This is a genomic window from Bacillus sp. FDAARGOS_235, assembly GCF_002073415.2.
Lineage (GTDB): Bacteria > Bacillota > Bacilli > Bacillales > Bacillaceae_G > Bacillus_A > Bacillus_A toyonensis.
Genome location: NZ_CP020437.2, coordinates 3002383 through 3029382, shown reverse-complemented (window position 1 = coordinate 3029382; position 27000 = coordinate 3002383). Strand labels below are relative to the sequence as shown.

Sequence of the window (27000 nt, the reverse complement as noted above, 5' to 3'; positions counted from 1 at the left end):
TATCACCTCGTACTTTGTAGTTCTTTCTCAAATTGCCCCAGCTTCTCTACTGAACCAAATACTATTATCATATCATGTTCTTGCAATTTTTCCTGCCCCGTCGGATTATGTATAATATCCCCACTTCTCAAAATCGCTAAAATTGTTACATCAAATTGATTTCTCACATCACTCTCTAGTAACGATTTATTGACTAAGATAGAATCGTTTCCGACTGAAATTTCTTCAATTACAAATGATTGCTCTATTCCATACAGTACTGTATCAATATAATGAACTGTTAGCGGATTCGCAATACCTTTTGCAATATGAATTCCTGCCATACTAGATGGATTAATAACCTTATTTGCACCAGCACGCCTTAATTTTTCTTCGGTTTCTTGCTTTTCCGCTCTTGCTACAATTTTAATTGCATCGTTTAATCCTCTTGCCGTTAATGTAATAAATACATTTTCAGCATCATTTGCAACAATAGCAACTAAACCAGCCGCTTTTGAAATTCCAGCATGATGTAAAACTTGATCCTCCGTCGCATCTCCATGTATATACAAAAGCTTTTCCTTCTCTAATATGCTTTCATCTTTATCGACAACAACAAATGGAATTTTCTTTTCTTGCAATTCATGTACAACTTGAAGCCCCACTCTACCGCAACCACATACTATAATGTGATTTTGTAACTGTGCTATTTGTTTATCCATCTTCTTCCTCCGCACTGCATGAAATAAATTCCCTTCAATAATTATAGCTGCCACTACTCCAATTGCATATGTAACAATACCAACACCAACAGGAATAATAAGGAGCGCAAATACTTTCCCTGCTTGCGTTACAGGAACGGCATCTCCGTATCCAACAGTCAATACAGTAATCATCGTCATCCAAAATGCTTGAAACAAACTAATCTCTTCAATTGTCATAAATCCTAGTGTTCCTAAAATTACAACAAAGGTCATACATACAACAGCTATCCATAATTGCTTACGTGCATTCATATCGTGTTTCAACTCTTTTCTCTATCTACAATCTTTGCCAGTGGAAATAAAATACGTATATACTAGATACGGAATCTATGAAAGAGGTTGATATAATGAAGACATTTCTTTCCGCCTTACAATGGGCACTATTTATTTTAGCAGGAAGCCTTATTGTACCAATTAGTGTCGCAACTAGTTATGGTCTTGATGGCGCTGAAGCTATCGCATTCATACAAAGAACATTATTTGTTCTAGGCTTTGCTGGTCTCTTGCAAGCTATATTTGGGCATAAACTTCCTATTCAAGAAGGTCCTGCTGGCCTTTGGTGGGGAATTTTCTCCCTTTACGCAAGTTTAGGCGTCATATTATTTGGATCAAGCAATGAGACACTTAAAGTTCTTCAATATGCTTTCTTATTAAGCGGTATTATTTGCATTATTCTTAGCGTTTTTGGACTCATTGATAAACTAGTTCGCTACTTTACACCGACAGTTATTGGAACATATTTATTTCTTCTTGTCACGCAACTCAGTGGCTCCTTCTTAAAAGGAATGTTTGGTCTTGATGGACAACATACAGAAGTACAACCAAAAGTATTTATTCTTTCACTCATTGTTATTTTACTATCCTTTTTCGTTATGAAGCTACCTATTATTGGACAATATTCCGTTCTCTTCAGTATTGTCTGCGGCTGGATTTTATTTGCATGCTTCGGATTATCTAATCCTGTAACACCTGTAACAGACATAATCCGGCTTCCATCTCTATTCGTTTTCGGAATGCCTCGCGTTGAATGGAACATGGCAATTACAGTCATTTTCGTTACACTATTACTTCTAACAAATATGTTAGCAAGTATTCGTGTTGTACAAAAGGTTGTTTCTAAATACGAAACAGATGCAGCTCCAGATCGCTTTAAACAAGCTGGCATTATAACGGGAATAAATCAATTGCTAGGCGGTCTATTTTCAGCTATTGGACCTGTTGCTATTTCTGGATCAGCAGGATTTATTGCAACGACTAATATTTATAAACGCCTTCCATTTATATTAGGATCAAGCTTTATTATTGCCGTTAGTATATTCCCAAAGATCACTTCATTCTTTGCAGCAATCCCAGTTGCAGTTGGTTATGCCGCTATTTATCCTGTATTCGCAAGCATGATTGGCCTCGCCTTTCGAGAATACGAAACTGTCCAGGATAAAGAACGATTATTTAAAGTAGCCGGTCTTTCCATCTTTACAGGAGTCGGGGTTATGTTTGTTCCAGCAGGAGCATATTCCACACTTCCACCATTTCTAGCATCTTTTTTAAGTAACGGTCTCGTTCTTGGATCTGTAATGGCAATCTTGCTAGAAATACTATTTTCTCGTTCCACAGCAAAACAACTATCGTAAATTGGAAAACTTACATTATTGCACTCTACCTTTAGAGTTGTTACGATAAAATCAAACTTTAATCATTGGGGTTTTATTCATCCCCAATGATTATTAACCAATATTATGAGCAACACACTCATAATAATTTATCTACTTCTTTTCAAAGAGGTTTGATGTCTTACTATTATTCCTCAACATCTTCATGAACATGTATTTTGATTTCAATTAAAGAAAGGAATTTTCTATATGACTTATAAAATGATTGTTTTAGATTTAGATGATACTTTATTACGTGATGACCATACTATTTCACCTCGTACGAAAGAAGCTTTAATGACTGCACAAGAGCAAGGGGTAAAGGTTGTACTTGCTTCTGGACGTCCAACGTTTGGTATGCGCAATGTAGCCAAAGAACTTCGTTTAGAAGAATACGGCAGTTTCATTCTATCTTTTAATGGTGCAAAAATTATTAACTGTAAAACAAACGAAGAAATCTTTAGTAGTACGCTATCTCCTGAAATCGTTCACAACCTATTTGAAATTAGTAAAACTGAAGATGTATGGATTCATACTTATATGGGCGATGATATCGTAACGGAAGAAAATAACCCTTATACTGAAATTGAGGGCGATATTACTGGTATGCCAATTGTTGTAGTAGATGACTTTAAAGCCGCAGTTAAAGAGCCGGTAGTAAAAGTATTAATGAATAAAGAGGCTGAACGTCTTGTTGAAGTTGAAAAGAAACTACAAAAACAACTAGAAGGCCAATTAAGCGTGATGCGTTCAAAACCATTCTTCTTAGAATTTACTGAATATGGTGTTACAAAAGGAACAAGCCTAAACCAACTCATCCAAAAACTTGGTATTAAACGCGAAGAAGTTATCGCAATGGGCGACAGCTATAACGACCAAGCGATGATTGAATTCGCAGGTCTTGGCGTTGCAATGGGTAATGCGCCAGATGATATTAAAGAAATTGCAAACTATGTAACAGATACAAATATGAACGATGGCGTTGCAAAAGTTGTAGAGAAATTCGTTTTAAAAACAGAAGTACTTATTTAATATTTTCATTCATAAAACCTATTTGAAGTCAAACACTTCAAATAGGTTTTTATTTAAATTCTCGTGCTTTTGTGACTATATTTTGAACTTTGCACTATTCTCGTAGTGTAAACTTTCTTTTTGTATATAATGAAACAAAATAGACTATTTTATTTTGAAAAAGAATACAAATTTACTATAAACAAGCATACGTTAAAGGAGGCTACTGTACATGTTATCTACACCAATCGGACGATTAAGAGCAATTGGACTAGTTGAAGGGATTTCTTTCCTATTACTATTATTTGTAGCAATGCCATTGAAATACTTCGCAGGATTTGCAACAGCTGTTAAAATTACAGGCATGGCTCATGGTGTTCTATTTATTCTATTCATCTTTGCAGTCATTCAAGTAACAATCGTACACCGTAAATCAATTTTATGGGCACTTGGGGCATTCGTTTCATCAGTTATCCCATTTGGTACTTTTGTACTAGATGCAAAATTAAAGAACGAGCAACAATGATAATAAAAAGGTAGTTAACGACTGTTAACTACCTTTTCTATTTACCCCGATTGGTGAGGGCTGATAATCAGTAGGGGGTGAACAAAACCCCACTGATTAAAGTTTCACTTTACAAATTTGGAATTTCCCAATCAATTTCTCTCTCATCCATATTAGCTAAAATCGTATTTACTTTAGAGTACGGCTTACTTCCAAAGAAACCACGTCTTGCTGACAATGGGCTTGGATGTACAGATTCGATAATATGATGATTTGGATTCGTAATTAACTTCTTCTTCGCCTGTGCATGGCGTCCCCACAATATGAAAATAACTGGTTTTTCACGTTCATTTAATAGCTCAATTACACGATCAGTGAAATACTCCCATCCTTTTCCTTTATGAGAATTTGCTTCACCTTGCCGAACTGTTAATACAGTATTTAATAATAAAACTCCTTGCTCTGCCCACTTTACTAAATAACCGTTATTTGGAATGTCATACCCATATTCATCTCGAAGTTCTTTATACATATTTAACAACGACGGTGGCGTTTTAATACCGGGTTGCACAGAAAAGCTTAAACCATGCGCTTGATCCGGTCCATGGTATGGATCTTGTCCTAAAATAACGACCTTTGTATTTTCATAACTTGTATACTCTAGAGCGTTAAAAATATCTTCTATCTTTGGATAAACAACATGTGTACTGTATTCTTCTTTCAAAAAATTAGCCAATTCGCGATAATATTCTTTCTCAAATTCTGGTGCCAATAACGGCCCCCAATCATTTTTTAAAACATTTTCCATACTGTCACTTCCTGTCTAATTAATTCAACATATCCTGTTTTGTAAATACTATGAACGAAATAATAAGGGAAACAACTGCCCAAACAGTTAAATTCATCAAAGAAAATCCCATCGATAAACCTTGTAATGCAGGTAATTTTCCTGATAAATAATCCGTTAATGATAGGTTCACACTAAAAATATATTTTGCGCCTTCCCAAGACGTTGCAAATGAACTTAAAATACCACCTGCAATTAATGCAGCTAACATAACACCCATACCAGCTGGTGTATTGCGAATTAAAACAGAAACCATAAACGATATAGTTCCGACAACGATAGCAACAAACCAAGCTAATCCGTACGCCATTAAAATATATTGCCACTGCGGAATAAGATGTACAAAATTCGTATTTAACGTTTCCTTATCAATGACAAATCCAGTTAAAACAGGTAAATTCCATCCCGAGTACCCAAATACAAGCCCTGATAATATGTAAGCAAACAAACCTACAAGAAACAGTATGAGCGAAATGAAAAATAACATCGTCACGTATTTACTAAGTAGTATTTTCCAGCGCCGAATCGGCCGCGTAAGTAACATCTTCATCGTCCCATCACTTCGTTCTCCCGAAACGATATCAATAGCGACAATCATCACGAGAAGCGGAATAAACAATGTAATTCCTTGTTCAATAAATGCTCTGACAAAAGTCGGTGCACCCGGTGCCATCGGGTTAATATCATGATCTAAATAATATTGTTGTTGCTCAACTCTTACTTTTAACCAATCACGCCATTCTTCTGGCAACCTAGAATTGTTCAACCGGTTCTGGGAATCAACAATTTGCTGTTGTAATGAAACTTTCCAATCCTTTGTACCGAGTCTTTTTTGTGTCGTTTCTATTTCACGATACTGCGCATACACAAAAAGCGGGATCAAGATTGCTAAAATAAGCATGACAACAAAAATACGTTTCTTACGGTAAATCTTTTCTGATTCATTTAAAACTAGATTCGCAAATTCACGCATGCTGCTCACCCCTTGTGAGTTCAATAAATAAATCTTCTAGCGTAAATACAAGCTCCTTAACGCTATGCACATCTATCTCATTTTCTACAAAGTGTTTATTCCAACTACTTATAGATGCAATATCCATGCGGCATAGTAATCGCTCGCCTTCTACACTCACTTCTCTTACTTCCTCGGCCGCTTCTAGCATATCTTTCGCCTTAGAAATTGGTGTAACAATCCATTCTACACGATCACTTGCTGTTTTAATTAACTCTTCAACCTTGGCAACTGTTATCATTTTTCCTTTATGAATAATTGCAACACGATCACATATCATTTGTACTTCACTTAGCAAGTGACTTGAAATAAACACGCTCATATTTTCTTCTTTCACAAGCGTATGTATAAATTCTCTAAGTTCTCTAATCCCGGCTGGATCTAAACCATTCGTTGGCTCATCTAATATGAGCAACTTCGGATTCCCAAGGAGCGCCTGCGCAATTCCAAGGCGCTGTTTCATACCGAGTGAGTACGTTTTTACCTTGTCATGAATTCTTTCATCCAAATGAACCATTTGAGCAATTTCAATAATACGTTCATCTGATATATCACCTAACATACGAGCAAATTGCTTTAAATTTTCCCATCCTGTTAAATATGTATACAGTTCTGGGTTTTCAACGATACTCCCAATTTGACGCATCGCTTCTCTGAAATTTTCCTTAATTGAATAACCACCGATAGAAATCGTACCTTCTGTCGCCTTAATCAATCCGACTAACATTCGAATGGTAGTCGTCTTTCCAGCACCATTCGGTCCTAGGAACCCGAACACTTCTCCTTGCTTTACATCAAAGGAAATATTCTCTACAAGAGTCTTCTTTCCAATTACCTTCTTCAAGTCTCGCACGGAAAGTATCGTCGTCATTTTACCCCTCCTTGTTCTAGTTTTAACTTACTCACAACATTTTGAACTAATCGTTCTGCCATATATGTGTACCCTACTTCATTCGGGTGAAAATGATCAGAGTATAATAAATCTTTTCCACGGTTTTGGAATAAATCAAATGTCGGTGTAATATATACATTTTTATCATTTAACGCTAACTTCTCTAAAGAAGCGTTCCAATCCACAACAATGTTTGAAGACCCTTTTAAATCTTCTACATCTTCAAAAGGATTATATAAACCTAGCCAAAAAATAGGGCTATCTGTATTTAACTTACGAATTTGTTCTATAATTTTCTTAGCTTCATTTTGGAACGTTTCCGTATCAGGACGGTATGTTTCTAAATCTATCTTTCCAAGCGATTCCCAGCCTGGAAATAAATCATTTCCGCCAATTGTTAAAACGATCACATCTGCTTGCTTAATTGAATATTGAGCACCGCTGCTTTCAATTTGTTTTAATAAATCAGGCATTTTCGCACCACTCACTGCCAAGTTAGTTAGTGCAACCTTTTGCTTATAATCTTTTTTTAAATCTTCTTTCATTCGTCCAATATAGCCAATGCCTTCTTTATCACCGACGCCGCGCGTTAACGAATCACCTAAACTAACGACTTGCAATGTTCCCGTTTTCTTTTTCTCTTTTGCTACTACATCCGTTTTCTTAATTAAACTTGAAGCTTTCGGATTTAATACATCATTTACACCTGAAACAAAGCCATATGCAAATAAACAAAAAGATGCAATTGTAATGAGTAGGATTACTTTTACTACTTTTGATCTCATGTCAAAACCCCTTTTAGCCCTCTTAGATTGTCCATAATTATACCAAACGAAATTTTGAAAAGCGATTTTCACACCTTCCCTATCACGTTGTTTCTCTATTTACTAACTTTGGTAATAACTCTATATGTTTCACATCTAATTTCTCTGCATTAATCTTTTCATATAATAATTCAAACGCTTTTATCCCGACATTTTTACTAGGATGAGAAATTGTTGTTATACCTAATATATCTGCTACCTCTTGATCGTCACATCCGATAATCGTCATATCTTCTGGAATTCGAATTCCTTGTTTTTTTGCTTCTGTTACCATTCCCGCTGCAATATGATTACAAGATACAAGAAACGCCGTCGGTTTTACAGACATACGAGCCCATTCTCTAATTACGTTACGTCCATCTTCCACCGTAAAACACTCTTCAAATTTCCAAGTCTCTAACGGTGTTACGGTACTCTGTTGAAGCGAATCTGCATACGCCTTTTTTCGTCTTTGGCTATTAATGCTATTACTTCTTCCAATGCAATATCCAATACGTGTATGACCGACATCTATTAAGCTTTTCATCCCATGCGAAAATACTTTGTAGTAATCAATATGCACACTTGAAATGCATTTCGAATCTATTTCTTCACACATAACAATCGGGCCGAATTTCGTATATTCTTCAAGTTTCTCCTTACTATTGGCACGGGAACATATAATAACCCCATCAAGCTTTTTCATTTTTAACATATGTAAAATTTCTAGTTCTCTTTCTTCGCTGTAATTTGTCTGGCAAAGCATCATATTATAATTATTCTTTGCCGTTTCTTTTGATATCCCCTCAATAATAGCACTATAATATTGATCATTTACGTGTGGCAATAAAACGCCAATTACATTCGTTTTTCCTTTCACTAAATGAATCGCGTTCACATTTTGCGTATAATTCAATTCCTCTATAATCGCTAAAATTTCTTTTCGTTTCTGTTCATTCACGTATGGATGATTATTTAGTACACGCGAAACGGTTGAAACCGATACCCCGGCAAGTTCAGCAATCTTTCTTATATTCGTCATCTCATTTTCCCCTTCCCCTCAAAAATTTTCACTTGACCTGGTAAGCTTTCCACAATATATCCTTTCCTAGCAAATACATTTAGAAAGGATATGCAACTATGCTTCGATTCAAATTAGAATATATATTTTTCATTGGCGGTTTACTCATTCTTGCCATCGGTATTAATATGATGACGACAATTACTTCCTTTGGACTTAGCCCTTACGATTCCTTCTTTATTGCACTATATCAAAATTTCGGGATAAGTATTGGTTTTTGGATTTTCATGATTAACTTTGCTTTTACACTTATCGTACTCTTTTGGAATAAAAAACAAATTACAATCGGCACAATTGTAACGATGATTCTTATTTCTCTTTTTGTTGACTGGATTGGTTCCATTACAATTATTATGGACGCTATCCGCTCTCTTCCAAAATATATAACACTTATTTGTGGAAATCTATTTGTCGGAGCTGGCATTGGCCTTTATGTCTCAACAAACCTTTGCGCAGCACCTCAAGAAGCTTTCGTTTTAACAGTTGCTGAGAAGAGAAAATGGACGTTTAGAAAAACAGAGATTTCATTGGCTTTTCTATTTTTAACATTAAGCTTCTTATTAGATGGACCCATCTATTTTGGAACAATTATCTTATCCTTTACAACAGGTTGGATCATTCAAGCATTTATTCAAATTGGTACGCAGATTTTAAATAAAAAAGAGCCTATTAAGCAAGCTGCTTAATAGGCTCTTTTTTATTTTATCCCGTTATTTGTGGGCAGTAAAACTTCCACCTCAAAGTCCAGCAAAGGCAAAGAAGTTAGGCGGGAGATAACTTCCCCTAAATGCCCGATTGGTGAAGACTAATGATCAACTTAGGATGGACACCCCGTTTCACTTTATGATAAGAGATACTACTTAGCATCCCCTTCAATTCGATAATTTGCTTTCACGCAATCAATTTCTTCATACCCTTGCAATGTATGTAGAATGTACTCGTAATCCGCAAGAGAAGCACGATGCGTTACAATTACAATTTCTGCTTTCCCTTTCTCTTCAAGCGGCATTTGAATAATTTTCTCAAAGCTAACTCCGCGCTCAGAGAACAATGAAGTAATTTTTGCAAATACACCAATTTCATCTTTTACATGCAGTCTTAAAAACTTTTTCACGACAATTTCGTCTGGCTCTTTTAATACTTTTTGATATTGCGGGACTACAGCACTATTTCCTGTTACCCCTAGTCTAATATTTTGCATCACAGCAACCAAATCCGAAACAACCGCTGTTGCTGTCGGTAAGCTTCCTGCTCCCGGCCCATAAAACATCGTTTCTCCTACCGCTTCACCGTACACATACACAGCATTATATTCATTTTGCACTGCCGCAAGAGGATGTGTATTGGGAAGTAAAGTCGGTTCAACTGTAACCTCTAATTTTTCGCCATCTCTCTTTGCAAGACCAATTAATTTAATTGTATAACCTAAGCTCTTACTATATTCAATATCTTCTTCTGTAATAGAAGTAATTCCTTTTACTTTCACATCTCCAAGCTCTACGTTTGTAGAGAAACCGAGAGTAGCTAAAATCGTCATTTTTCTTGCCGCGTCTAAACCTTCTACATCTGATGTTGGATCTGCTTCTGCAAATCCAAGTTGTTGGGCTTCTTTTAACACGTCGTTATATGCTCTCCCTTCATCTGACATTTTCGTCAAAATAAAATTTGTCGTTCCATTTACAATTCCCATTACTTTCGTAATAAGATCTGAAGAAAGTCCTTCTACGATGCTTCGCAAAATCGGGATTCCTCCAGCTACACTTGCTTCATAAAACAAATCAGCCTTATTATCCTTTGCTACTGCTAATAGTTCCGCTCCGTGTAACGCCATTAAATCTTTATTTGCAGTCACAACGTGCTTCCCACTTTGTAAAGCTTGTAAAATATATGCCTTTGCATCATCAATGCCACCCATCACTTCGATGACAACATCAATATTTGGATTATCTAAAATTTCATTTGCATTTTGTGTTAATAGAGTAGAAGGTACCTCTACCTCTCTCTCTTTCTCAATGTTTTGCACCAATACTTTCGTTACCTTCACTGGACAACCTACTTGGTGTATAAGTCGCTCTTGATGATCTGTAATAATACGAACTACACCGCTACCAACTGTCCCAAGACCTAATAGACCAACCTGAATTTCTTTCATAATACTGTCCACCCCTCAAAAATTGTGTTTAGATGAAATTATATGAGTAAAAAATCTGAAAAACAATGTATTTTGAACATTCGGAAAAATAAAGAGTAATCCTTACAAAGAAAACGTTGCCACGTGTTACACAATCTTTTTTTACAATACATAAGGGGTTTCTTGATACACGTAATAATTCAACCAATTAGAGAATAATAAATTCCCATGACTCCTCCACCTAACAAGCGGCTTTTCATCTGGATTATTATGTTTAAAATAATTTTTTGGCACGTCAATATTTAACCCTTTGTCACGATCTCGTTCATATTCTTGTTTTAACGTCTCACAACTATATTCACTATGTCCGAGGGCGAAAACTTGCCTTCCTTCTTGCCCAATAACAAGGTGAACACCAGCTTCTTCAGAGTTTGCTAACAACGTTAATTCTTTCACCCCTCTAATATCACTCTCTCGTACTTCTGTATGACGGGAATGCGGGGCAAAAAACAACTCATCAAACCCCTGTAACAGTTTCACATGTTGCTCACAGACTTCATGTTCAAATACGCCGAACATTTTTTCCTTAAGGGGATACTTCGGAACGCCGTAATGATGATACAAACCAGCCTGTGCCCCCCAGCAAATATGAAGCGTGGATGTTACATTCGTTTTTGAATACTCCATAATACGTTTAAGCTCTTCCCAATAATCTACTTCTTCAAAAGAAAGAGTTTCAACTGGTGCTCCTGTAATAATGAGCCCATCAAATTTTTCATTTTCAATATCACGAAACGTTTTATAAAAGCTTGTTAAATGGTCCTGCGCTACATTACGAGACAGATGTGATTCCATATGAAGCAAATGAACATCTAATTGCAACGGTGTATTTCCAATTAATCGAAGTAATTGTGCCTCTGTGTCTTGCTTCGTTGGCATTAAATTTAATATAGCAATTTTCAATGCCCGAATATCTTGTGTTTCTGCTCGTTCCTTCGTCATTACAAAAATATTTTCTTTTTGCAATACTTTACGAGCTGGTAAGTCTTTATCAATTATGATCGGCATGTTGTTTGCCTCCGACTAATGCCGCTTCTAAATCTGCAATAATATCAGAAACATCTTCTATACCAACCGATAAACGAATTAAATCAGATGTAACACCAGCTAAACGCTGATCTTCAGCACTTAATTGTCTATGCGTCGTACTAGCAGGATGTATAACACAAGTTCTTGCATCAGCTACATGCGTTACGAGAGTCGCTAGTTTTACATTTGCGATAAATTCTTTTGCTGCTTCTAATCCACCTTTAATACCGAAAATTAAAACTCCACTAGCACCTTTTTTCAAATACTTTTGTGCTAACGAGTAATTTTCATTACTATCTAACCCCGGATAATTCACCCATTCAATACGTTCATGGTTAGCAAGCCACTTGGCAACTGCGAGAGCATTTTCGCTATGACGCTCCATTCGTAAATGCAGTGTTTCTAAGCCTATATTGCTAATATACGCATTGAATGGGCTCATACAATTTCCATAGTCTCTTAACAGCTGAACACGTGCTTTCACAATATAAGCTGCTGCCCCGAAGTTTTGAACATAGCTTACGCCGTGATAACTTGGATCTGGTTCAACAAGCTCAGGATATTTCCCTTTTGTCCAATCAAAATTTCCTCCGTCAATTACAATGCCACCTAAAGAGCTTGCATGCCCATCAATATATTTCGTCGTAGAATGAACAATAATATTTGCTCCATGTTCGAACGCTTGGCATAAATAAGGAGTCGCTAATGTGTTATCAACGATAAAAGGTACTTCCAGCTCCTTGGCTGCATCTGAAAATTCTTTGAAATTTAAAACGTTCATTGCTGGATTTCCTAACGATTCTGCATAGATGAGTTTCGTCTTATCATTAGCAAGTGCCACAATTTCATCTGCTGCTAAATTTGGATTAAAGAACGTAACATCAATGCCAAGCTTACGTAAACTTACTCCAAATAAATTAAACGTCCCCCCGTAAACTGTTGAAGAACAAAGAAGATGATCTCCACTACTACAAATATTTAAAACTGCTAGCATAATGGCTGCCTGCCCAGAAGCTGTTGCAACCGCTCCTACACCGCCTTCTAAATCTGATAACTTCTGCTCGAATGCAGCTAGAGTAGGATTGCCAATACGCGTATATATATATCCTTCTGCCTCTAAATTAAATAGTGCTGCTAAATCATCCGACGTATCGTATTTATACGTTGTACTTTGATAAAGCGGCAAAACACGTGGTTCACCATTCTTTGGTGTATAGCCACCTTGCACACAAATCGTTCCTTTTCCCCATGATTCTCCCATCTCTCATTCTCCTTTCTTTTATACAAAATAAAAAACTGCCCCTTTCCTGAAAATAAGAAAGGAGCAGTTTGAAAACACGCTCTAAAGGCTCTTTCTTATCTCTCAGGATTATTACCTGCAGGATTTGGCACAATTCCGTTATACGGCTGTTGCCAAGGTTTCATCGGGCCTGTCCCTCCACCTTTTCTTGATAAGACTATGCAATTACCGTTGATTTTATAGCAATAATTTCCTAATGTCAATCGATTTTTCCGAATGTTCTAAAATAAACGTTAACAGTTTTTATAGAAAGCAACAAAAGAAATATATTCCATTCTATTTCAAAAAAGACCTTTAAAAAACTCAAATCAATCTATAAAATTAAATAAGTAACTTAAACTATAAATTCAAAAAATCGCCCTACATGTTGAATAAGCAATCCTCTCAAAAAGATACTATACATATTCAATCCATTTCACACTAACATCTGCAACCTTTTCCTACTAAAACTTGCATAACGGAGGTATAACATGACAAATACAAAAGACATGCATTATATAATCGTCTTATATGGCATTCTTCTAGGATCCATAGTAGGCGCTACAGTCTGGCTATTTTTAGTTACGATAAATATCGGGATCCATTTTATTTGGGGTTATTTACCTAGCGTTTTCTCTTCCCCCCCTTATTACACCCTTTGCGTAACCACAATCGGCGGGATTCTTGTTGGTTTATCACAAAAATACTTTGGTACATATCCACGTCTTATGCCAGAGGTTATGGATGAATATAAAAAAACAGGTAGGATTGAATACCGTTTTGTCCATCAAGCTACTTTAACTGCGATTATTGTCTTAATATTTGGGGCTAGTCTCGGTCCAGAAGCCGCACTTGTTGGAATTATTGGCGGACTTTGCACATGGGTTGGTGATCGCTTTAAATTTGCTTTAAAGGGAATGAATGAACTAACAGAGGTTGGAATTGGTGCTACTTTAAGTGTCATTTTTAATGCACCATTATTCGGTTACTTGGCCCCAAATGAAAATGAGAGTGAGCAAATTAACGAATTTTCTAAAGGAAAAAAAGCAATAGTATACTTAACTACTACTTTTGCAGGTTTTTCTGTTTATTTACTACTGAGTAAACTCGATAATCGAGGATCCTTTATTGTTGATTTTGGAGAAGGTTCACTTTCTTTCAATGAATGGATCGCATTTCTCCCGCTTGCTAGTATTGGTGCTATAATTGGTTTCTTTTACTTCAAATTAGAATTCATATTAGAGAAGTTAATTCATCCTTTTACAAAGTACAAAATTACACTTGGAATTATCGGTGGTATTTTATTAGGAATTGTAGGCACTTTTCTTCCGTACACATTATTTTCAGGGGAACATCAATTAAAAGAATTAGTTGTTGAATGGGGGCATTTATCCTTTTGGATACTACTTCTTTCAGGAGTTTTAAAGCTATGCATTACTGCCGTTTGTTTAAATACGGGGTGGCGTGGTGGACATATTTTCCCAATTATATTTTCAGGGTCAAGTATTGGATACGCTATAGCTTCTATTCTTCCTATAGATCCAGTAGCATCTGTGGCCATCGTAACGACAGCGATTTCGAGCTATGCGTTACGAAAGCCAATAGCTATAACTTTGCTATTACTTATGTTTTTCCCGCTTAATTTACTATTACCAATGCTCGGGGCAGCAGCGATTGGTAATGCATTTCCGCTTCCTAAACGGAACGAAACTACAAATTAATAAAAGTAGGCAGTAGGGACAAAAATTCCACTGCCTATTTTTGTTACACATGCCGCTTCAATAGAGCGTATAAATCTTCAAAACTATGCACTTCATATGTTGGCACAATCTCGCTATCATTTAATTTCTTTTCTGGATTAAACCAACAAGTATCAATTCCCGCTACATATCCACCTTTAATATCGGCGCTTAATGAATCCCCAATAATAAGCCCTTCCTCAGAAGCAAAGTTAGGAATCCGTTCAAAAACATAATCAAAATACTCTTTCATCGGCTTTTGAAAACCTGTATCTTCAGAAACAAAAATACCTTTAAACAATGAATGTAACCCTGCATTGCGTAAACGTTTATCTTGCGTCTTAGAAACGCCGTTTGTCACTATATATAAATCATACTCATTTTGAATTTGATTTATAAATTCAAATGCACCTTGTATGAGTTGATTTCCTTCTTCTAAGTAGCTACGGTAATTATTTTCGAATAATATCCCATCTACTTCTTCCCCGTACTCTTTGAATAAAATGGAAAACCGTGTATTTACAACTTCATCGCGGTTGATTTCGCCTTTTTCAAAAACATCCCAAAGACCTTTATTAACTTTTTTATAACGCGCTTCAACCTCACTAGTTAGAGGAATCCCTTTCTCCTCAAAAAGCATACGTAATGCCACTTTCTCCGTCTTCTGGAAATCTAACAGTGTATCATCTACATCAAACAACAATGTTTTATATTTTTTCATAAACCCCTCACACTCTCTTTTCTACAAAAACAAATTTAAGTAAATCGTATCATTCTTTCTTGTAAAAATAATAGGCGATATCTCATACTAAATATGAGGTGAAAATATGAAAGTCAGCAAAAACAACGAAGAAATTTCTCATTACATGCAAACTTACAATCTCCACACTCTTTTTTCTTTTGATGTCTTACCGTATGCTGAGCTACATTCCTTTCAAAAGAAAGAAAAGATATGTACTGAAGGGGTTGATTTCCCTTATCTTTATTATTTAATTTCTGGGAAAGCAAAAATATATATGAGTCACAAAAACGGAAAGGTTTCATTAATTAACTTTATTCAAGCACCTTCGTTCATTGGAGAATTAGGATTAATTGGTGTAGAATCCTTTACTAAAGCAGTTGAGGTAATCGATGATTGTATTTGCTTAGCACTTCCTCTTAAAGATTGTCAGCATCTTTTATTGCAAGATGCTACCTTTTTACAGAAACTATGCAAATTCATTGGCGAAAAAACAATTGCCCGAACAGAAAGTTATGCAAAAAACAATAGTTATCCGTTCGAAAATCGATTAGCGGCGTTTATTCTATTAACAGAACAAAATAATTGCTATACCGAAAAACATACCGAAGCCTCAGAATACTTAAACGTCAGTTATCGTCACCTTTTATACGTATTAAACCAGTTTTGCCAGCAAAATTATTTAAAAAAAGAAGGCCGAACATATTATATACAAGATCGAAGTCAATTAGAAAAACTTGCTGATGAGTTAAAAATATAAAGAAACAGCATTAACGTTTATGTTAATGCTGTTTCTTTGAGTGGCGATTATAATTTCAATTAAAATTTGCTTGCTACTTTAGCTGCTTCTTCAAGACCCGCAGTAATGATTTCTTCTGCTTTATCTGGGAATTGGTTATGTCCTTCAATAACCACTGTTTCCATGTTTGTTGCACCGAAGAAGCCCATCATACTTGCTACATATTTAACAGCCATTTCTACTTCAGTCGCTGGACCTTCAGAATATACGCCACCGCGTGCGTTTAATAATGCGATTTTTTTATCTCCAATAAGTCCAACTGGACCTTCTGGTGTATATTTAAACGTTTTACCAGCACGGTTTAAATAATCAATATACGTGTGCAATACTGCTGGAATCGTTAAGTTCCATAATGGGAAACCGAAAACAACTTTATCAGCTTCTAAAAATTGATTTAAGTACTTATCAGCAACTGCTACTGCCTTTGCTTCCTCTTCCGTTAAATCAAATCCTTTACCTGCTTTGAATGTACCATTAATCATGTCTACGCCTACATATGGTAATTCTTCTTTATATAAATCAAGTTCTACTACTGTATCATTTGGATGTGCTTCTTTATAGTTTGCTAAAAATGCCTCATATAATTTCACACTAACTGCTTGTTCCGCTGGACGATTGTTTGCTTTTACGAATAAAACTGTTGCCATTATTTCTTCCTCCTAATACTCACTCTTACGTTGTTATATGTTTTTAAAAAAGGTATCCCTTGTAATTGTTGTTTTGTTGCTTACAAACATATTTTATCTTTATATCAAGACAATTTCGTCCTCACATAGACGTATTTTTCCATAAAAAAAGTCCACCTCCTAAAGGCGAACTAGGTCTTACGACTTTCGTCTTATACAATCCCATTTTTCACTGCATATAATGCTGCCTGCGTGCGATCAGATAAGTTTAATTTACTCAAAATACTACTTACATGTGCTTTAACCGTTTTTTCTGTAATAACTAAAACAGAGGCAATTTCTTTATTGCTCATCCCTTTTGCTAATAGTTGTAACACTTCGTTTTCTCTTGCTGTCAATACATCTACATGAACGAAATGTTCCTCTGCTCTCTCTTCTTGAGGCAATGTTTGAGAGATAAGGGCGCTCGCAATATCGGGATGTAATTGAATATTACCTTTATATGCGCTTCTAATAGCTTCAACAAGTTGATCCGGTTCTACATCTTTTAAAATATAACCACTTGCTCCTGCTTTTAATGCCGGTAAAACATGTGCCTGATCAGAAAAGCTAGTTAATACGATTACTTTCACATCTGGATATTCATTTTTTATACAAGCTGTCGCCTCAACGCCATCCATTTCAGGCATATATAAATCCATTAGTACAACATCAGGATTTGTTTCTCCTACTTTCACTAATGCTTCTTTCCCATTATTTGCTTCTCCAACTAACTCTAAATCTTCCTGTGTACTCAAGAAAAATGCTAACCCTTTTAAAACGACTGTATGATCATCAACTAACAATACTTTTATTTTCACAAACTTCCCTCATTTTCACATCATAATGGTACATTTACTTTTACGCTCGTTCGTTTCTTGCTACTTACAACTTTAATTGTTCCACTAACTAATTCTACTCTTTCACGCATCGTAGTCATACCGAGTGATTTTTTCTCTTTTATATCTTTTTCTACAAAGCCATTTCCTTGATCAACTATTTCTAATGATACATTTTTCTCAGTCACTGTAAAATAAACCGTCGCTTCTTTTACACCTGCATGCTTACTTACATTGTTTAACGCTTCTTGTCCAATGCGCCATAATGCCTCTTCTACCACACGAGGTAAGTCACGAACACCGGTAACTTGCTCCCTAATTTTCAATCCTAAGTTTTCACCGTACTGCTTTAGAGCAGGTAATAATCCTTTTTCTAATCCTGCCGGACGAAGCTGCCAAATTAATGTCCTCATTTCTTTTAATGCCCCTTGCGCTAGTTCACGCATGTCATGCAAAGATCGATCCACTTTTTCGTTTTGACCTTTTAAAACTGCCTCAGCACCTTTTGTCATAAAGGTTAATGAAAATAATTTCTGTGAAACAGAATCATGTAAATCTCTTGCTAATCGATTTCTTTCTTCCATTCGTACAAGTTCACGACGCTGCTCGTTTAATCTTAAATTCTCTATTATTAACGAAATATGATTCGATAGCGCTTGGATTACATCTATTGTATTCACATCAAATTCTCCATTATTTAAACTTACACATAAAACACCAAATACATGGCTTTGAATATGTATTGGCGTAGCAATAACAGCTCCATTTAGATGTACATTATGACCAATTTGACGTTTTAAAAGAACCGATTCACCTTTTACTAGCGCCTTCTTTGCCGCTTCTTTTACATCTTCTTGTAACTCTTCCTGACTAAAAGACGCTCGCAAAGATAATTCTTTTTCTTCTCTAATAAAAAACGCCACTTGATTCCATTGAAATACTTCACCTACGTGATTTACAACTTTTTCAGGTAATACATTAAACCTATGAATTGTTTTTAAATCTTGAATAAAACGTTCCAATTTCACATAATAATGTGCTCTTCGTTTTTCATTTTCATATAATTTCGTTCGTTTTAAAGCCGTCCCAATTTGGAAAGCAACGGATTGGAGCAATACTAATTCTTCTTCTGAAAAATGTGTTTTACCTGGACTCGCTACATTTAATAAGCCAAACTTTTCTCCTCCTGCTTTTAAAGGAACTGTAGCATGATGAAGAATTCCTTCTGTATCTCCCCAATTGTATTCAATTGCATTATTAATTCTTTTACATTCAATAATGTTAACAGCTCGTTCTAATTTCCCATCTACAAATCCACGTAAACACCAACATTCACCTTCACACATCGGGCGTTTGTTTTCATATGTCAGTGCCTCTGGTAACTGGTAATCGATCAACTTCGTATACTTCCCATTTTCATCCGCAAGAAAGATCCATCCTGTCGTCAAACCTGTTACACTTAGCAATTTTTCTAGCACCGCTTGCAATACATGATATGTATCATTTGATGTATTCAGTGTTTCTGCAATTTCTTTTAATATAACTAATTCATTTGTACGATTATCTCGAAACATGCTCAATCTCCTACATACAAGATTTTAAATCGCCTCTAAAGTAAATCATCTACTTTTCACTTTGTACTTATTCGTAACATTGATATAATGGTGAAAACATAGTTTTCATTATATCACTTGAGGGGGATTTCATAATGACATTAAATAAAGCACTTACTATCGCTGGTTCTGATACAAGTGGCGGTGCTGGTATACAAGCAGATTTAAAAACATTCCAAGAACTTGGCGTATATGGAATGACATCTCTTACGACGATCGTAACGATGGATCCACATAACGGTTGGGCACATAACGTATTCCCAATCCCAGCTTCTACATTAAAACCACAATTAGAAACAACAATTGAAGGTGTTGGCGTAGATGCTTTAAAAACGGGTATGCTTGGATCAGTAGAAATTATTGAAATGGTTGCAGAAACAATTGAAAAGCATAATTTCAAAAACGTAGTAGTTGATCCTGTTATGGTATGTAAAGGCGCAGATGAAGCATTACATCCTGAAACGAATGATTGCTTACGTGACGTTTTAGTTCCAAAAGCATTAGTTGTAACACCAAACTTATTTGAGGCTTACCAATTAAGCGGCGTGAAAATTAATTCCCTTGAGGACATGAAAGAAGCAGCGAAGAAAATCCACGCTTTAGGTGCTAAATACGTCCTAATTAAAGGCGGTAGTAAACTAGGTACAGAAACTGCAATCGACGTCCTATATGACGGAGAAACATTCGATCTTCTAGAATCAGAAAAAATTGATACTACAAACACACACGGCGCTGGTTGTACATATTCTGCTGCAATTACAGCAGAACTTGCAAAAGGAAAATCTGTGAAAGAAGCAGTAAAAACTGCTAAAGAATTTATCACAGCTGCTATTCGTTACTCATTCAAGATTAACGAATACGTAGGACCAACTCATCATGGTGCATATCGTAAATTCGTTGCACCGAAAGAGCTTGTCTAGCGTATAAATAAAAACACCCGCAGAGCTAATACGTTCCCTCTGTGGGTGTTTTTTTAATAAACTTTACATCTTCTGGTCATCTTACCTTTAAGATGCAGAATTGACCTGATTTCTACCATTTCTTTTTGAGTAATATAACGCGTCATCAGCCGCTTGAATAAGCTGTTCCTGTGATCCTTTATACTCTGAAATCCCTACCGACACTGTGATTTTTATTTTCGTTCCATCTAACAATTGAAATGAATGTTTTTCAACAGCTATACGGATTTGTTCCCCAAGATGAATACCATAAGATAGTCCCCTCTGCGGTATCAAAAGTGCAAATTCCTCTCCACCCTTTCGAAAAACCAAATCCGGAAATGTTGAAATCCCTCTTAAAATACACCCTATTTGTTTTAACACTTCGTCTCCTGCAGGATGCCCATACGTATCATTTACATACTTAAAGTGATCAATATCTATAAGTAGTAAACAAAGTGAATCATTTTCCATGTGTTTATTACCAATATGATGATTCATCTCTAGATCAAACTGCCTTACGTTTCCTAAACCTGTCAATGCGTCTATCGTTGCGTATTGCTTCATCGTTTGAAATAGCTCATTGGATTGTAAAACATAGTTTGCACTTACGAATGTTATGTAGCCTGTAGTAATACTTGAAATTAAATACAGTACAACTACAGATATATCGTTAAATAATATATACATCGGTACTACTAAAATAGAAAGGCAGTATACGTGTAACCATATCAACTTTAACATAATGGAAATTTGCATTCTTGCAATAAAGATAACACCAATTCCACTTAATACAATTGTATAGCAAGCCAATTCAGAGGCTAAAGAGTACTCAGTAAAAACTATCCTTGTAATTAAAATCATAATAACTGTTATACTACTAGCTATCGGGCCTCCAACTATAATTGCTAAAATAACAGCTAGATAGCGTAGATCCAACATAATATCTTCAATATGTACACCAAAATGCATTAGTAATATACCTAATATTCCAGTAAAAATACCTACTACACATTTCTGCCAGAAAGAGAATCCTTCTTTTAATGGACTATCTCTTAAAAGCTGACCTCCAATAAAGATAAAGGAAAGAATGATTGTTGTGTTTACAAATAAATCCCTTAACATAAAATAATCTCCCTACTTTTTCGTCTATCCCTTTCCTTACTTTATTGTATACGAACTCCCTATAATTCCCAAAGCTTTTTATTTATTTTTGCTGTTCCACGTGAAACAGCAAAAAATAAAAAAGGACGAAGATTCGTCCCTTTTTTATTAACAACAACGTGATATCTTGCCGCCTTTCGCATTAAATCTAGCTTCTTGCGCCTCAGCGAAAAATTGCTTCTGACATACAATCTCTTCTTCTGGATGATGCTTTTTCATATGCTCCACATATGCTTCATAACTTGGTACCCCTACAAGTAAACTAATAAACTGTTTCCTTTTACCCCATACTTGCCGTAGTTTTTTAAGCATAATTCCTCGACTCACTTTCATCCCTAGGAATATATGGTGCCTCTTTTAACGGCATCGGCTTATTTCTTAATACTTGAATCCAAATTCGAATTGCAGAAATTAATACGGCGATTACAACTATCATAAAAATCCCACAAAGTGCAGCATCGATATAATCATTGAAAATAATTTGTTTCATTTGAGCGACATTTTTAGCTGGAGCTAACACTTTCCCCTCATCTAATGCTCCCTGAAACACCTTTGCATGAGATAGAAATCCTATTTTTGGATTTTCATGAAATAGCTTTTGATAACCAGCTGTCATTGTTACAATTAACAATCCGACAGTCGGGATAAGTGTCACCCAAACATACACCTTTTTCCCCATTTTGAATAAAATTGTCGTCCCAAGTAATAATGCAATACCCGCTAACATTTGGTTTGCAATACCGAACAATGGCCATAATGTATTAATTCCACCAAGTGGATCTATTACTCCTTGGTATAAGAAATATCCCCAACCTAATACACATAACGTTGTAGCTATTACATTCGCTAATGTAGAATCTGTTTTCGCAAACGGCTTATATACATGTCCTAAAATATCTTGAATCATAAAGCGACCGACACGCGTTCCTGCATCAATCGTTGTTAAAATAAATAGTGCTTCAAAAAGAATGGCAAAATGATACCAAAATGCCATCATTGCGGTCCCACCTATTACTTGTGAGAAAATATATGCCATACCTATCGCTAACGTTGGTGCGCCACCTGTACGTGATAAAATCGTTTGTTCTCCAACGTTTACAGCAAGATCTTTTAATTCATTTGGTGTAATAGCAAATCCCCATGAAGAAATAACTTGGGCCGCCTGAGATACATCCGTACCGATAAGTGCTGCCGGACTGTTAATTGCAAAATAAGTTCCTGGTGTTAATACACAAGCCGCAATCATAGCCATCGCTGCTACAAACGACTCCATCAACATTGCTCCATAACCGATTGGCTGTGCATGCCCCTCTTGCTCAATCATTTTTGGCGTCGTACCAGATGAAACAAGCGCATGGAATCCAGACACCGCCCCACAGGCAATCGTAATAAATAAGAACGGGAATAAGTTACCTGAGAAAACAGGGCCTGTTCCATCGATAAATTTTGAAACTGCTGGCATTTGTAAATCTGGTGCTACAATTAAAATACCGATTGCCAATCCAACAATTGTCCCTACTTTTAAAAATGTACTTAAATAATCACGCGGTGCCAAAAGCATCCAAACTGGTAATGCCGATGCAATAAATCCATATACGATAAGCATAATAGCAATTGTTTCACCACTAAACGTAAACATACTTGCAAGCGTTGGGTTTTCAGCTACATACTGACCTCCAATAAGAGATAGAATAAGTAGAATAATACCAATTACCGATCCTTCACCAACCCGGCCAGGTCTAATGTAGCGCATGTATACTCCCATTAAAATAGCGATAGGAATCGTTGCCGCTATCGTAAACATTCCCCAAGGGCTTCCGATAAGTGCCTTTACTACAACTAATGCTAATACTGCTAATAAAATAATCATAATGCCTAAAATACCTATCATGGCAATGAGCCCAGTCACAGGGCCTATCTCATCTTTAATCATTTCACCTAACGATTTACCATTACGTCTCATCGAAGCAAATAAAATTACAAAATCTTGTACAGCTCCAGCGACCACTACCCCGACAATAATCCAAATTGTCCCTGGTAAATATCCCATCTGTGCTGCCAAAATAGGTCCTACTAAAGGCCCTGCCCCAGCAATTGCTGCAAAGTGATGCCCGAATAATACCCACTTATTTGTCGGCACATAATCTTTTCCATCATTCAATGTATGGGCTGGCGTTTGCCGATTATTATCTAAATCAAAAACCTTTCTCGCTATAAATCTACTATAAAATCGATAAGCAACTGCATACACACATACTGCAGCTACTAAGAGCCACACAGCATTAATAGTTTCACCTTGTGATAAAGCTATTACACCAAAAGCACCTGCTCCTACTGCCGTAATAACCCCCCAAAGTAAAATCGACTTCAACGTCTTCACATACAATCCCCCCAATACTACTTCTTAGTGGAGATTGTACTAAATTTTCTGAATATTTAAGTTGAATCCTCCTTATCATGAAGGATTTTTAGTTTATCATGTTAAAATACTCTCATTACCTACTATAATTCAATTTTATTTCGAAGGCGCTTTACATAATTACGGCTGACTGGAATCGGTTGCTCATCATACCTGTCTAAATATAAATTATACGTGCCGTTATAATATGGTTTCAGTTCTTGTACATATGACATATTAATTAAATAGCTTTTATGCACACGTAAAAAATCATATACATTTAGTTTATTTTCCAATTCCTGAAGTGTATATGTTGAAATATACTGATTATTTGTTGTATAAATTGAAACCGTCTTATTCTCCTTATTTTTACTCACATATACAATATCTTCTGGGAAAACATATCTAATTCCCTCTTGACCTTCTATCGGTAGTTTTCGCAAATAACTCTTTGCTCTCTCTCCTTGCTCTTTACCCATTCTATATAAAAGAAATTGTAAATCTTCTTCACGAAATGGTCGTAATAAATAATAAAATGCTTGAAAACGAAATGCTGTAATGGATTCTTCTATATCCTCACCCATAAAAATAAATTTCGTATAGCAATTTACTTCTCGTAATAAACTCGCATATTCAAAACCAGTACCATCTATTAATTGCGAACTTAAAAAAACAAAATCTGGTGTATGTTTTTTCATTATTAACAAAGATTCTGTTCCTGTATTCGCTTCAAAACATTCTATATTTCGAATATTCTCAGTAAAGTTCTCAACTAATTTCCTTCGCTCTTCTGCCTCTTCCATGATAAGTAAAATTTTCATTTATCCAACCACCTAATTCCTTTGTCCGTATGTCCTGTTGTATACATTCTCTTTAATAAGAAACAATCCCTTTTTCTTACTATACCATTATTTATCTAAAAAAACAGAAAAAAGGAAACCACCTCGGTCCCCCCTTTCCTTTTACGCTAATTCTCGTTGCTTCGTTTCTTGCCCAAGTATAACTACAGCAAATGCTCCAATTAAAATTGATCCACAGAAGATCGTAAATATTAGCGAAAGTGAAGCTTGTGCAGCAACTAAATAGCCTACTAATAACGGGCCAATAATACCACCAATACGGCCAAATGCGGCCGCCATTCCTGCACCTGTACCACGAATAGCTGTCGGATACTGTTCAGGTGTATAAGCGTATAATGCCCCCCAGGCACCTAAATTAAAGAAGGATAGTAACATGCCTGCCACGATTAAAACTGTTAATGAATCTGCAACTCCAAACAAGTAGGCACTGCACGCTGTACCGATTAAATACGTAACTAAAACAAACTTTCGCCCAAGACGTTCAATAAACCAAGCGGCTGTGAAATACCCTGGAAGTTGAGCTAATGTCATAATAAGTACGTACTGGAAACTTTTTATTAAACTAAATCCTTTTAATACCATTACACTAGGTAACCAAAGGAACATTCCATAATAGGAAAAGACAACACAAAACCATAAAATCCATAACATAATTGTAGCTTTACGATATTCTCCAGACCAAACTGACTTTATATTTTCGATAACAGACGGTCTTTTCTCGACCTTTTCAAATCTCGGAGAATCTGGTAAATTCCATCTTAAATATAAAGCATATAGTGCCGGAACCGCACTCAACACCATCGCAACTTCCCAACCATATTTCGGAATAACGAAATATGAGATAAGAGCTGCAATTAGCCAGCCACCTGCCCAAAAACTTTCTAATAGCACAACTATTTTACCTCGTTCATGTGCTTCAACACTCTCTGATACTAGTGTAGAGGCAACCGGAAGCTCACCGCCAAGCCCCATACCAATTAAAAATCTTAAAACGAGGAACATCGCGAGTGTCGTCGTTAAAGCAGTTAAACCACTACCGATAGAAAATAGTAATAATGTAATAATAAAGACTGATTTTCGGCCTATTTTATCCGATAGTATCCCAAAAAGGAGCGCTCCTACTGCCATACCAATTGAATTAATACTACCTATCCATCCCATTTCTTGCGTACTTAATCCCCAATCTTTTTGGAGTGCCACCATTACAAATGAAAGCATTCCAACATCCATTGCATCAAATAGCCATCCAAGCCCCGCTATGCCAAGTAGCTTTCGCTTCGAAATTTCTTTTACCTTGCCCACAAGAAGTCCTCCTCACACAGGTGTCTTTACACATCATTTTACATGTGTGAATTACATAAGTAAAATACTTTCGTGTAAAAAATTCTCCTTCATCATTCCCAAAATTTAAAATATTTATCAAAAATCAACAAAAAAAAGTAGCGAGATTTCGCTACTTTTTTGAACGCATTACTTCTTTTAAAAATTCCGCTAATACTAACTGACGACGCCAGCGTGTTGGATTACTACATAACCTGTAAAACCACTCTAAATGAATCGCTTGAATCCACTTTGGTGCGCGTTTTACCTCTCCCGCCCATACGTCTAAACTTCCACCTACTCCAACAGCCATTTTCGTTTCTAAACGATGCTTATTGTTTTGGATAAAGTTCTCTTGTCTTGGGAAACCAAGTGCAACAAGTAGTAGATCTGGTTTTGCTTCTTGAATACGAGAAACGATATTCTCTTCTTCTTCTTGCTTAAAATACCCATCTTGCGTACCGACAATAGATACAGCTGAATATGTCTTCTTTAAATGATCTGCTGCAGCTTGTACAACATGTAGTTTTGCTCCTAATAAGAAAACGGATACTGGTTTATTCTCTTCTGATAACTTCGCAAACAAATTACACATTAAATCAAAACCTGCTACACGCTCTTTTACAGGTGTACCAAGCATACCACTTGCTTTTACAACCCCAATACCATCAGGTGTAATTAAATCTGTATTTAATAATGTTTTATGGAACTTTTCATCCTTTTTTGCACACATAACAATTTCAGGATTCGCTGTTACTACCTGAAAGGTATCATTTTGCTCCGATTCTAGTTGTTCCTTTAAATATTGGACTGTTTCATCCATTGTCATTGTAGAGAAAGGAACGCCTAGAATATCAACTGTTTGTACTGCCATAATTAAATAT

26 protein-coding genes and 1 riboswitch are annotated in these 27000 nt (G+C 36.0%); of the genes, 7 read left to right on the top strand and 19 right to left on the bottom strand.

Going from position 1 to position 27000, the window contains the following annotated elements:
- Nucleotides 1–2: 2 nt before the first annotated feature.
- The gene (locus A6J74_RS17520) at nucleotides 3–995 is read right to left on the bottom strand and encodes a potassium channel family protein (protein WP_000994012.1); all 993 of its coding nucleotides are present in this window, start codon (nucleotides 993–995) and stop codon (nucleotides 3–5) included.
- A 95-nt stretch (nucleotides 996–1090) separates the two neighbouring features.
- On the opposite strand from A6J74_RS17520, the gene A6J74_RS17515 reads away from it, so the two are divergent.
- The 3 genes from A6J74_RS17515 (at nucleotide 1091) to A6J74_RS17505 (ending at nucleotide 3929) form a co-directional block, all read left to right on the top strand.
- The gene (locus A6J74_RS17515) at nucleotides 1091–2374 is read left to right on the top strand and encodes a purine/pyrimidine permease (RefSeq protein WP_000847016.1); all 1284 of its coding nucleotides are present in this window, start codon (nucleotides 1091–1093) and stop codon (nucleotides 2372–2374) included.
- 228 nt (nucleotides 2375–2602) lie between these two features.
- Nucleotides 2603–3424 (top strand): Cof-type HAD-IIB family hydrolase, encoded by an 822-nt coding sequence (locus A6J74_RS17510; RefSeq protein ID WP_000221386.1) that lies wholly within the window; start codon nucleotides 2603–2605, stop codon nucleotides 3422–3424.
- 211 nt (nucleotides 3425–3635) lie between these two features.
- Nucleotides 3636–3929 carry a DUF3817 domain-containing protein gene (locus A6J74_RS17505; protein WP_000953396.1) on the top strand — a complete coding sequence of 98 codons (294 nt, stop codon included), beginning with the start codon at nucleotides 3636–3638 and terminating at the stop codon, nucleotides 3927–3929.
- A gap of 109 nt (nucleotides 3930–4038) precedes the next feature.
- Here the strand turns inward: A6J74_RS17505 and A6J74_RS17500 are convergent, their stop codons facing one another.
- From A6J74_RS17500 to A6J74_RS17480, 5 genes are read right to left on the bottom strand one after another with little or no spacing between them, the layout of a single operon-like run.
- Nucleotides 4039–4716: a uracil-DNA glycosylase gene (locus A6J74_RS17500; protein WP_000432532.1), complete on the bottom strand. Its 678-nt coding sequence runs from the start codon at nucleotides 4714–4716 to the stop codon at nucleotides 4039–4041.
- A 19-nt stretch (nucleotides 4717–4735) separates the two neighbouring features.
- A complete protein-coding gene (locus A6J74_RS17495; RefSeq protein WP_001206471.1) occupies nucleotides 4736–5728 on the bottom strand; it encodes an ABC transporter permease subunit in 993 nt (330 codons plus the stop codon).
- Entirely contained in the window at nucleotides 5721–6638 is a 918-nt protein-coding gene (locus tag A6J74_RS17490; protein ID WP_000207726.1) for an ABC transporter ATP-binding protein, read from the bottom strand. Before A6J74_RS17490 ends, A6J74_RS17495 begins: the two co-directional genes overlap by 8 nt.
- Nucleotides 6635–7516 (bottom strand): SGNH/GDSL hydrolase family protein, encoded by an 882-nt coding sequence (locus tag A6J74_RS17485; RefSeq protein WP_002109204.1) that lies wholly within the window; start codon nucleotides 7514–7516, stop codon nucleotides 6635–6637. The genes A6J74_RS17490 and A6J74_RS17485 overlap by 4 nt, the downstream gene beginning before the upstream one ends.
- A 10-nt stretch (nucleotides 7517–7526) precedes the next feature.
- On the bottom strand, nucleotides 7527–8504 hold the full coding sequence (locus A6J74_RS17480; RefSeq protein ID WP_000181952.1) for a LacI family DNA-binding transcriptional regulator: 978 nt from the start codon (nucleotides 8502–8504) through the stop codon (nucleotides 7527–7529).
- Nucleotides 8505–8602: 98 nt separating this feature from the next.
- On the opposite strand from A6J74_RS17480, the gene A6J74_RS17475 reads away from it, so the two are divergent.
- A complete protein-coding gene (locus tag A6J74_RS17475; protein WP_000943407.1) occupies nucleotides 8603–9229 on the top strand; it encodes a YczE/YyaS/YitT family protein in 627 nt (208 codons plus the stop codon).
- A gap of 170 nt (nucleotides 9230–9399) precedes the next feature.
- On the opposite strand, the gene A6J74_RS17470 is transcribed toward A6J74_RS17475, so the two are convergent.
- From A6J74_RS17470 to A6J74_RS17460, 3 genes are all read right to left on the bottom strand, one after another.
- Nucleotides 9400–10695 (bottom strand): homoserine dehydrogenase, encoded by a 1296-nt coding sequence (locus tag A6J74_RS17470; RefSeq protein WP_000659113.1) that lies wholly within the window; start codon nucleotides 10693–10695, stop codon nucleotides 9400–9402.
- A gap of 141 nt (nucleotides 10696–10836) precedes the next feature.
- Complete coding sequence (gene metA, locus A6J74_RS17465; RefSeq protein WP_001121528.1) at nucleotides 10837–11742, bottom strand: homoserine O-acetyltransferase MetA; 906 nt, start codon at nucleotides 11740–11742, stop codon at nucleotides 10837–10839.
- On the bottom strand, nucleotides 11726–13024 hold the full coding sequence (locus A6J74_RS17460) for a bifunctional O-acetylhomoserine aminocarboxypropyltransferase/cysteine synthase (protein WP_000504768.1): 1299 nt from the start codon (nucleotides 13022–13024) through the stop codon (nucleotides 11726–11728). Before A6J74_RS17460 ends, metA begins: the two co-directional genes overlap by 17 nt.
- A gap of 92 nt (nucleotides 13025–13116) precedes the next feature.
- Nucleotides 13117–13221, bottom strand: a riboswitch (SAM riboswitch).
- Nucleotides 13222–13533: 312 nt separating this feature from the next.
- Between A6J74_RS17460 and A6J74_RS17455 the strand changes: the two genes are divergently transcribed.
- Nucleotides 13534–14763 carry a chloride channel protein gene (locus A6J74_RS17455; RefSeq protein ID WP_000185592.1) on the top strand — a complete coding sequence of 410 codons (1230 nt, stop codon included), beginning with the start codon at nucleotides 13534–13536 and terminating at the stop codon, nucleotides 14761–14763.
- Between the two features lie 43 nt (nucleotides 14764–14806).
- On the opposite strand, the gene A6J74_RS17450 is transcribed toward A6J74_RS17455, so the two are convergent.
- Nucleotides 14807–15502, bottom strand: a complete 696-nt coding sequence (locus A6J74_RS17450; RefSeq protein ID WP_000760209.1) for a YjjG family noncanonical pyrimidine nucleotidase — start codon at nucleotides 15500–15502, stop codon at nucleotides 14807–14809.
- 106 nt (nucleotides 15503–15608) lie between these two features.
- Here A6J74_RS17450 and A6J74_RS17445 point away from each other — a divergent pair, with 106 nt between their 5' ends.
- Entirely contained in the window at nucleotides 15609–16280 is a 672-nt protein-coding gene (locus tag A6J74_RS17445) for a transcriptional regulator YeiL (RefSeq protein ID WP_000868705.1), read from the top strand.
- Between the two features lie 59 nt (nucleotides 16281–16339).
- On the opposite strand, the gene A6J74_RS17440 is transcribed toward A6J74_RS17445, so the two are convergent.
- From A6J74_RS17440 to A6J74_RS17430, 3 genes are all read right to left on the bottom strand, one after another.
- A complete protein-coding gene (locus A6J74_RS17440) occupies nucleotides 16340–16966 on the bottom strand; it encodes an FMN-dependent NADH-azoreductase (protein ID WP_000246728.1) in 627 nt (208 codons plus the stop codon).
- A gap of 191 nt (nucleotides 16967–17157) precedes the next feature.
- Nucleotides 17158–17805, bottom strand: coding sequence for a response regulator (locus A6J74_RS17435; protein ID WP_000695807.1), 648 nt, complete (start codon nucleotides 17803–17805; stop codon nucleotides 17158–17160).
- Between the two features lie 20 nt (nucleotides 17806–17825).
- Nucleotides 17826–19397 carry a GAF domain-containing sensor histidine kinase gene (locus A6J74_RS17430; RefSeq protein WP_000488134.1) on the bottom strand — a complete coding sequence of 524 codons (1572 nt, stop codon included), beginning with the start codon at nucleotides 19395–19397 and terminating at the stop codon, nucleotides 17826–17828.
- A gap of 134 nt (nucleotides 19398–19531) precedes the next feature.
- On the opposite strand from A6J74_RS17430, the gene pdxK reads away from it, so the two are divergent.
- Nucleotides 19532–20356, top strand: coding sequence for a pyridoxine/pyridoxal/pyridoxamine kinase (gene pdxK, locus A6J74_RS17425; RefSeq protein WP_000174255.1), 825 nt, complete (start codon nucleotides 19532–19534; stop codon nucleotides 20354–20356).
- 87 nt (nucleotides 20357–20443) lie between these two features.
- Here pdxK and A6J74_RS17420 read toward each other — a convergent pair whose 3' ends face one another.
- The 6 genes from A6J74_RS17420 to A6J74_RS17390 form a co-directional block, all read right to left on the bottom strand.
- Nucleotides 20444–21499 carry a diguanylate cyclase gene (locus A6J74_RS17420; RefSeq protein WP_000942910.1) on the bottom strand — a complete coding sequence of 352 codons (1056 nt, stop codon included), beginning with the start codon at nucleotides 21497–21499 and terminating at the stop codon, nucleotides 20444–20446.
- A gap of 147 nt (nucleotides 21500–21646) precedes the next feature.
- Nucleotides 21647–21850 (bottom strand): YbdD/YjiX family protein, encoded by a 204-nt coding sequence (locus tag A6J74_RS17415; RefSeq protein WP_000914411.1) that lies wholly within the window; start codon nucleotides 21848–21850, stop codon nucleotides 21647–21649.
- Nucleotides 21843–23918 carry a carbon starvation protein CstA gene (gene cstA / locus A6J74_RS17410; RefSeq protein ID WP_000854304.1) on the bottom strand — a complete coding sequence of 692 codons (2076 nt, stop codon included), beginning with the start codon at nucleotides 23916–23918 and terminating at the stop codon, nucleotides 21843–21845. The genes A6J74_RS17415 and cstA overlap by 8 nt, the downstream gene beginning before the upstream one ends.
- A 122-nt stretch (nucleotides 23919–24040) precedes the next feature.
- The gene (locus A6J74_RS17405; protein ID WP_000698261.1) at nucleotides 24041–24757 is read right to left on the bottom strand and encodes a LytR/AlgR family response regulator transcription factor; all 717 of its coding nucleotides are present in this window, start codon (nucleotides 24755–24757) and stop codon (nucleotides 24041–24043) included.
- Nucleotides 24758–24898: 141 nt separating this feature from the next.
- Nucleotides 24899–26098, bottom strand: coding sequence for an MFS transporter (locus tag A6J74_RS17400; RefSeq protein WP_000521084.1), 1200 nt, complete (start codon nucleotides 26096–26098; stop codon nucleotides 24899–24901).
- 151 nt (nucleotides 26099–26249) lie between these two features.
- Nucleotides 26250–26990, bottom strand: a complete 741-nt coding sequence (locus A6J74_RS17390) for a WecB/TagA/CpsF family glycosyltransferase (protein WP_000290753.1) — start codon at nucleotides 26988–26990, stop codon at nucleotides 26250–26252.
- Nucleotides 26991–27000 lie beyond the last annotated feature (10 nt).

Coding starts and splice junctions, on each gene's coding strand:
- A6J74_RS17505 (WP_000953396.1), top strand. CDS start 3,636: ATGTTATCTACACCAATCGGACGATTAAGAGCAATTGGACTAGTTGAA.
- A6J74_RS17510 (WP_000221386.1), top strand. CDS start 2,603: ATGACTTATAAAATGATTGTTTTAGATTTAGATGATACTTTATTACGT.
- A6J74_RS17470 (WP_000659113.1), bottom strand. CDS start 10,695: ATGAAAGAAATTCAGGTTGGTCTATTAGGTCTTGGGACAGTTGGTAGC.
- A6J74_RS17480 (WP_000181952.1), bottom strand. CDS start 8,504: ATGACGAATATAAGAAAGATTGCTGAACTTGCCGGGGTATCGGTTTCA.
- A6J74_RS17500 (WP_000432532.1), bottom strand. CDS start 4,716: ATGGAAAATGTTTTAAAAAATGATTGGGGGCCGTTATTGGCACCAGAA.
- A6J74_RS17490 (WP_000207726.1), bottom strand. CDS start 6,638: ATGACGACGATACTTTCCGTGCGAGACTTGAAGAAGGTAATTGGAAAG.
- A6J74_RS17430 (WP_000488134.1), bottom strand. CDS start 19,397: ATGTTTCGAGATAATCGTACAAATGAATTAGTTATATTAAAAGAAATT.
- A6J74_RS17475 (WP_000943407.1), top strand. CDS start 8,603: ATGCTTCGATTCAAATTAGAATATATATTTTTCATTGGCGGTTTACTC.
- A6J74_RS17495 (WP_001206471.1), bottom strand. CDS start 5,728: ATGCGTGAATTTGCGAATCTAGTTTTAAATGAATCAGAAAAGATTTAC.
- A6J74_RS17390 (WP_000290753.1), bottom strand. CDS start 26,990: ATGGCAGTACAAACAGTTGATATTCTAGGCGTTCCTTTCTCTACAATG.
- A6J74_RS17445 (WP_000868705.1), top strand. CDS start 15,609: ATGAAAGTCAGCAAAAACAACGAAGAAATTTCTCATTACATGCAAACT.
- A6J74_RS17520 (WP_000994012.1), bottom strand. CDS start 995: ATGAATGCACGTAAGCAATTATGGATAGCTGTTGTATGTATGACCTTT.
- A6J74_RS17455 (WP_000185592.1), top strand. CDS start 13,534: ATGACAAATACAAAAGACATGCATTATATAATCGTCTTATATGGCATT.
- A6J74_RS17450 (WP_000760209.1), bottom strand. CDS start 15,502: ATGAAAAAATATAAAACATTGTTGTTTGATGTAGATGATACACTGTTA.
- pdxK (WP_000174255.1), top strand. CDS start 19,532: ATGACATTAAATAAAGCACTTACTATCGCTGGTTCTGATACAAGTGGC.
- metA (WP_001121528.1), bottom strand. CDS start 11,742: ATGCCGATCATAATTGATAAAGACTTACCAGCTCGTAAAGTATTGCAA.
- A6J74_RS17515 (WP_000847016.1), top strand. CDS start 1,091: ATGAAGACATTTCTTTCCGCCTTACAATGGGCACTATTTATTTTAGCA.
- A6J74_RS17420 (WP_000942910.1), bottom strand. CDS start 21,499: ATGTTAAGGGATTTATTTGTAAACACAACAATCATTCTTTCCTTTATC.
- A6J74_RS17460 (WP_000504768.1), bottom strand. CDS start 13,024: ATGGGAGAATCATGGGGAAAAGGAACGATTTGTGTGCAAGGTGGCTAT.
- A6J74_RS17405 (WP_000698261.1), bottom strand. CDS start 24,757: ATGAAAATTTTACTTATCATGGAAGAGGCAGAAGAGCGAAGGAAATTA.
- A6J74_RS17440 (WP_000246728.1), bottom strand. CDS start 16,966: ATGGCAACAGTTTTATTCGTAAAAGCAAACAATCGTCCAGCGGAACAA.
- A6J74_RS17415 (WP_000914411.1), bottom strand. CDS start 21,850: ATGCTTAAAAAACTACGGCAAGTATGGGGTAAAAGGAAACAGTTTATT.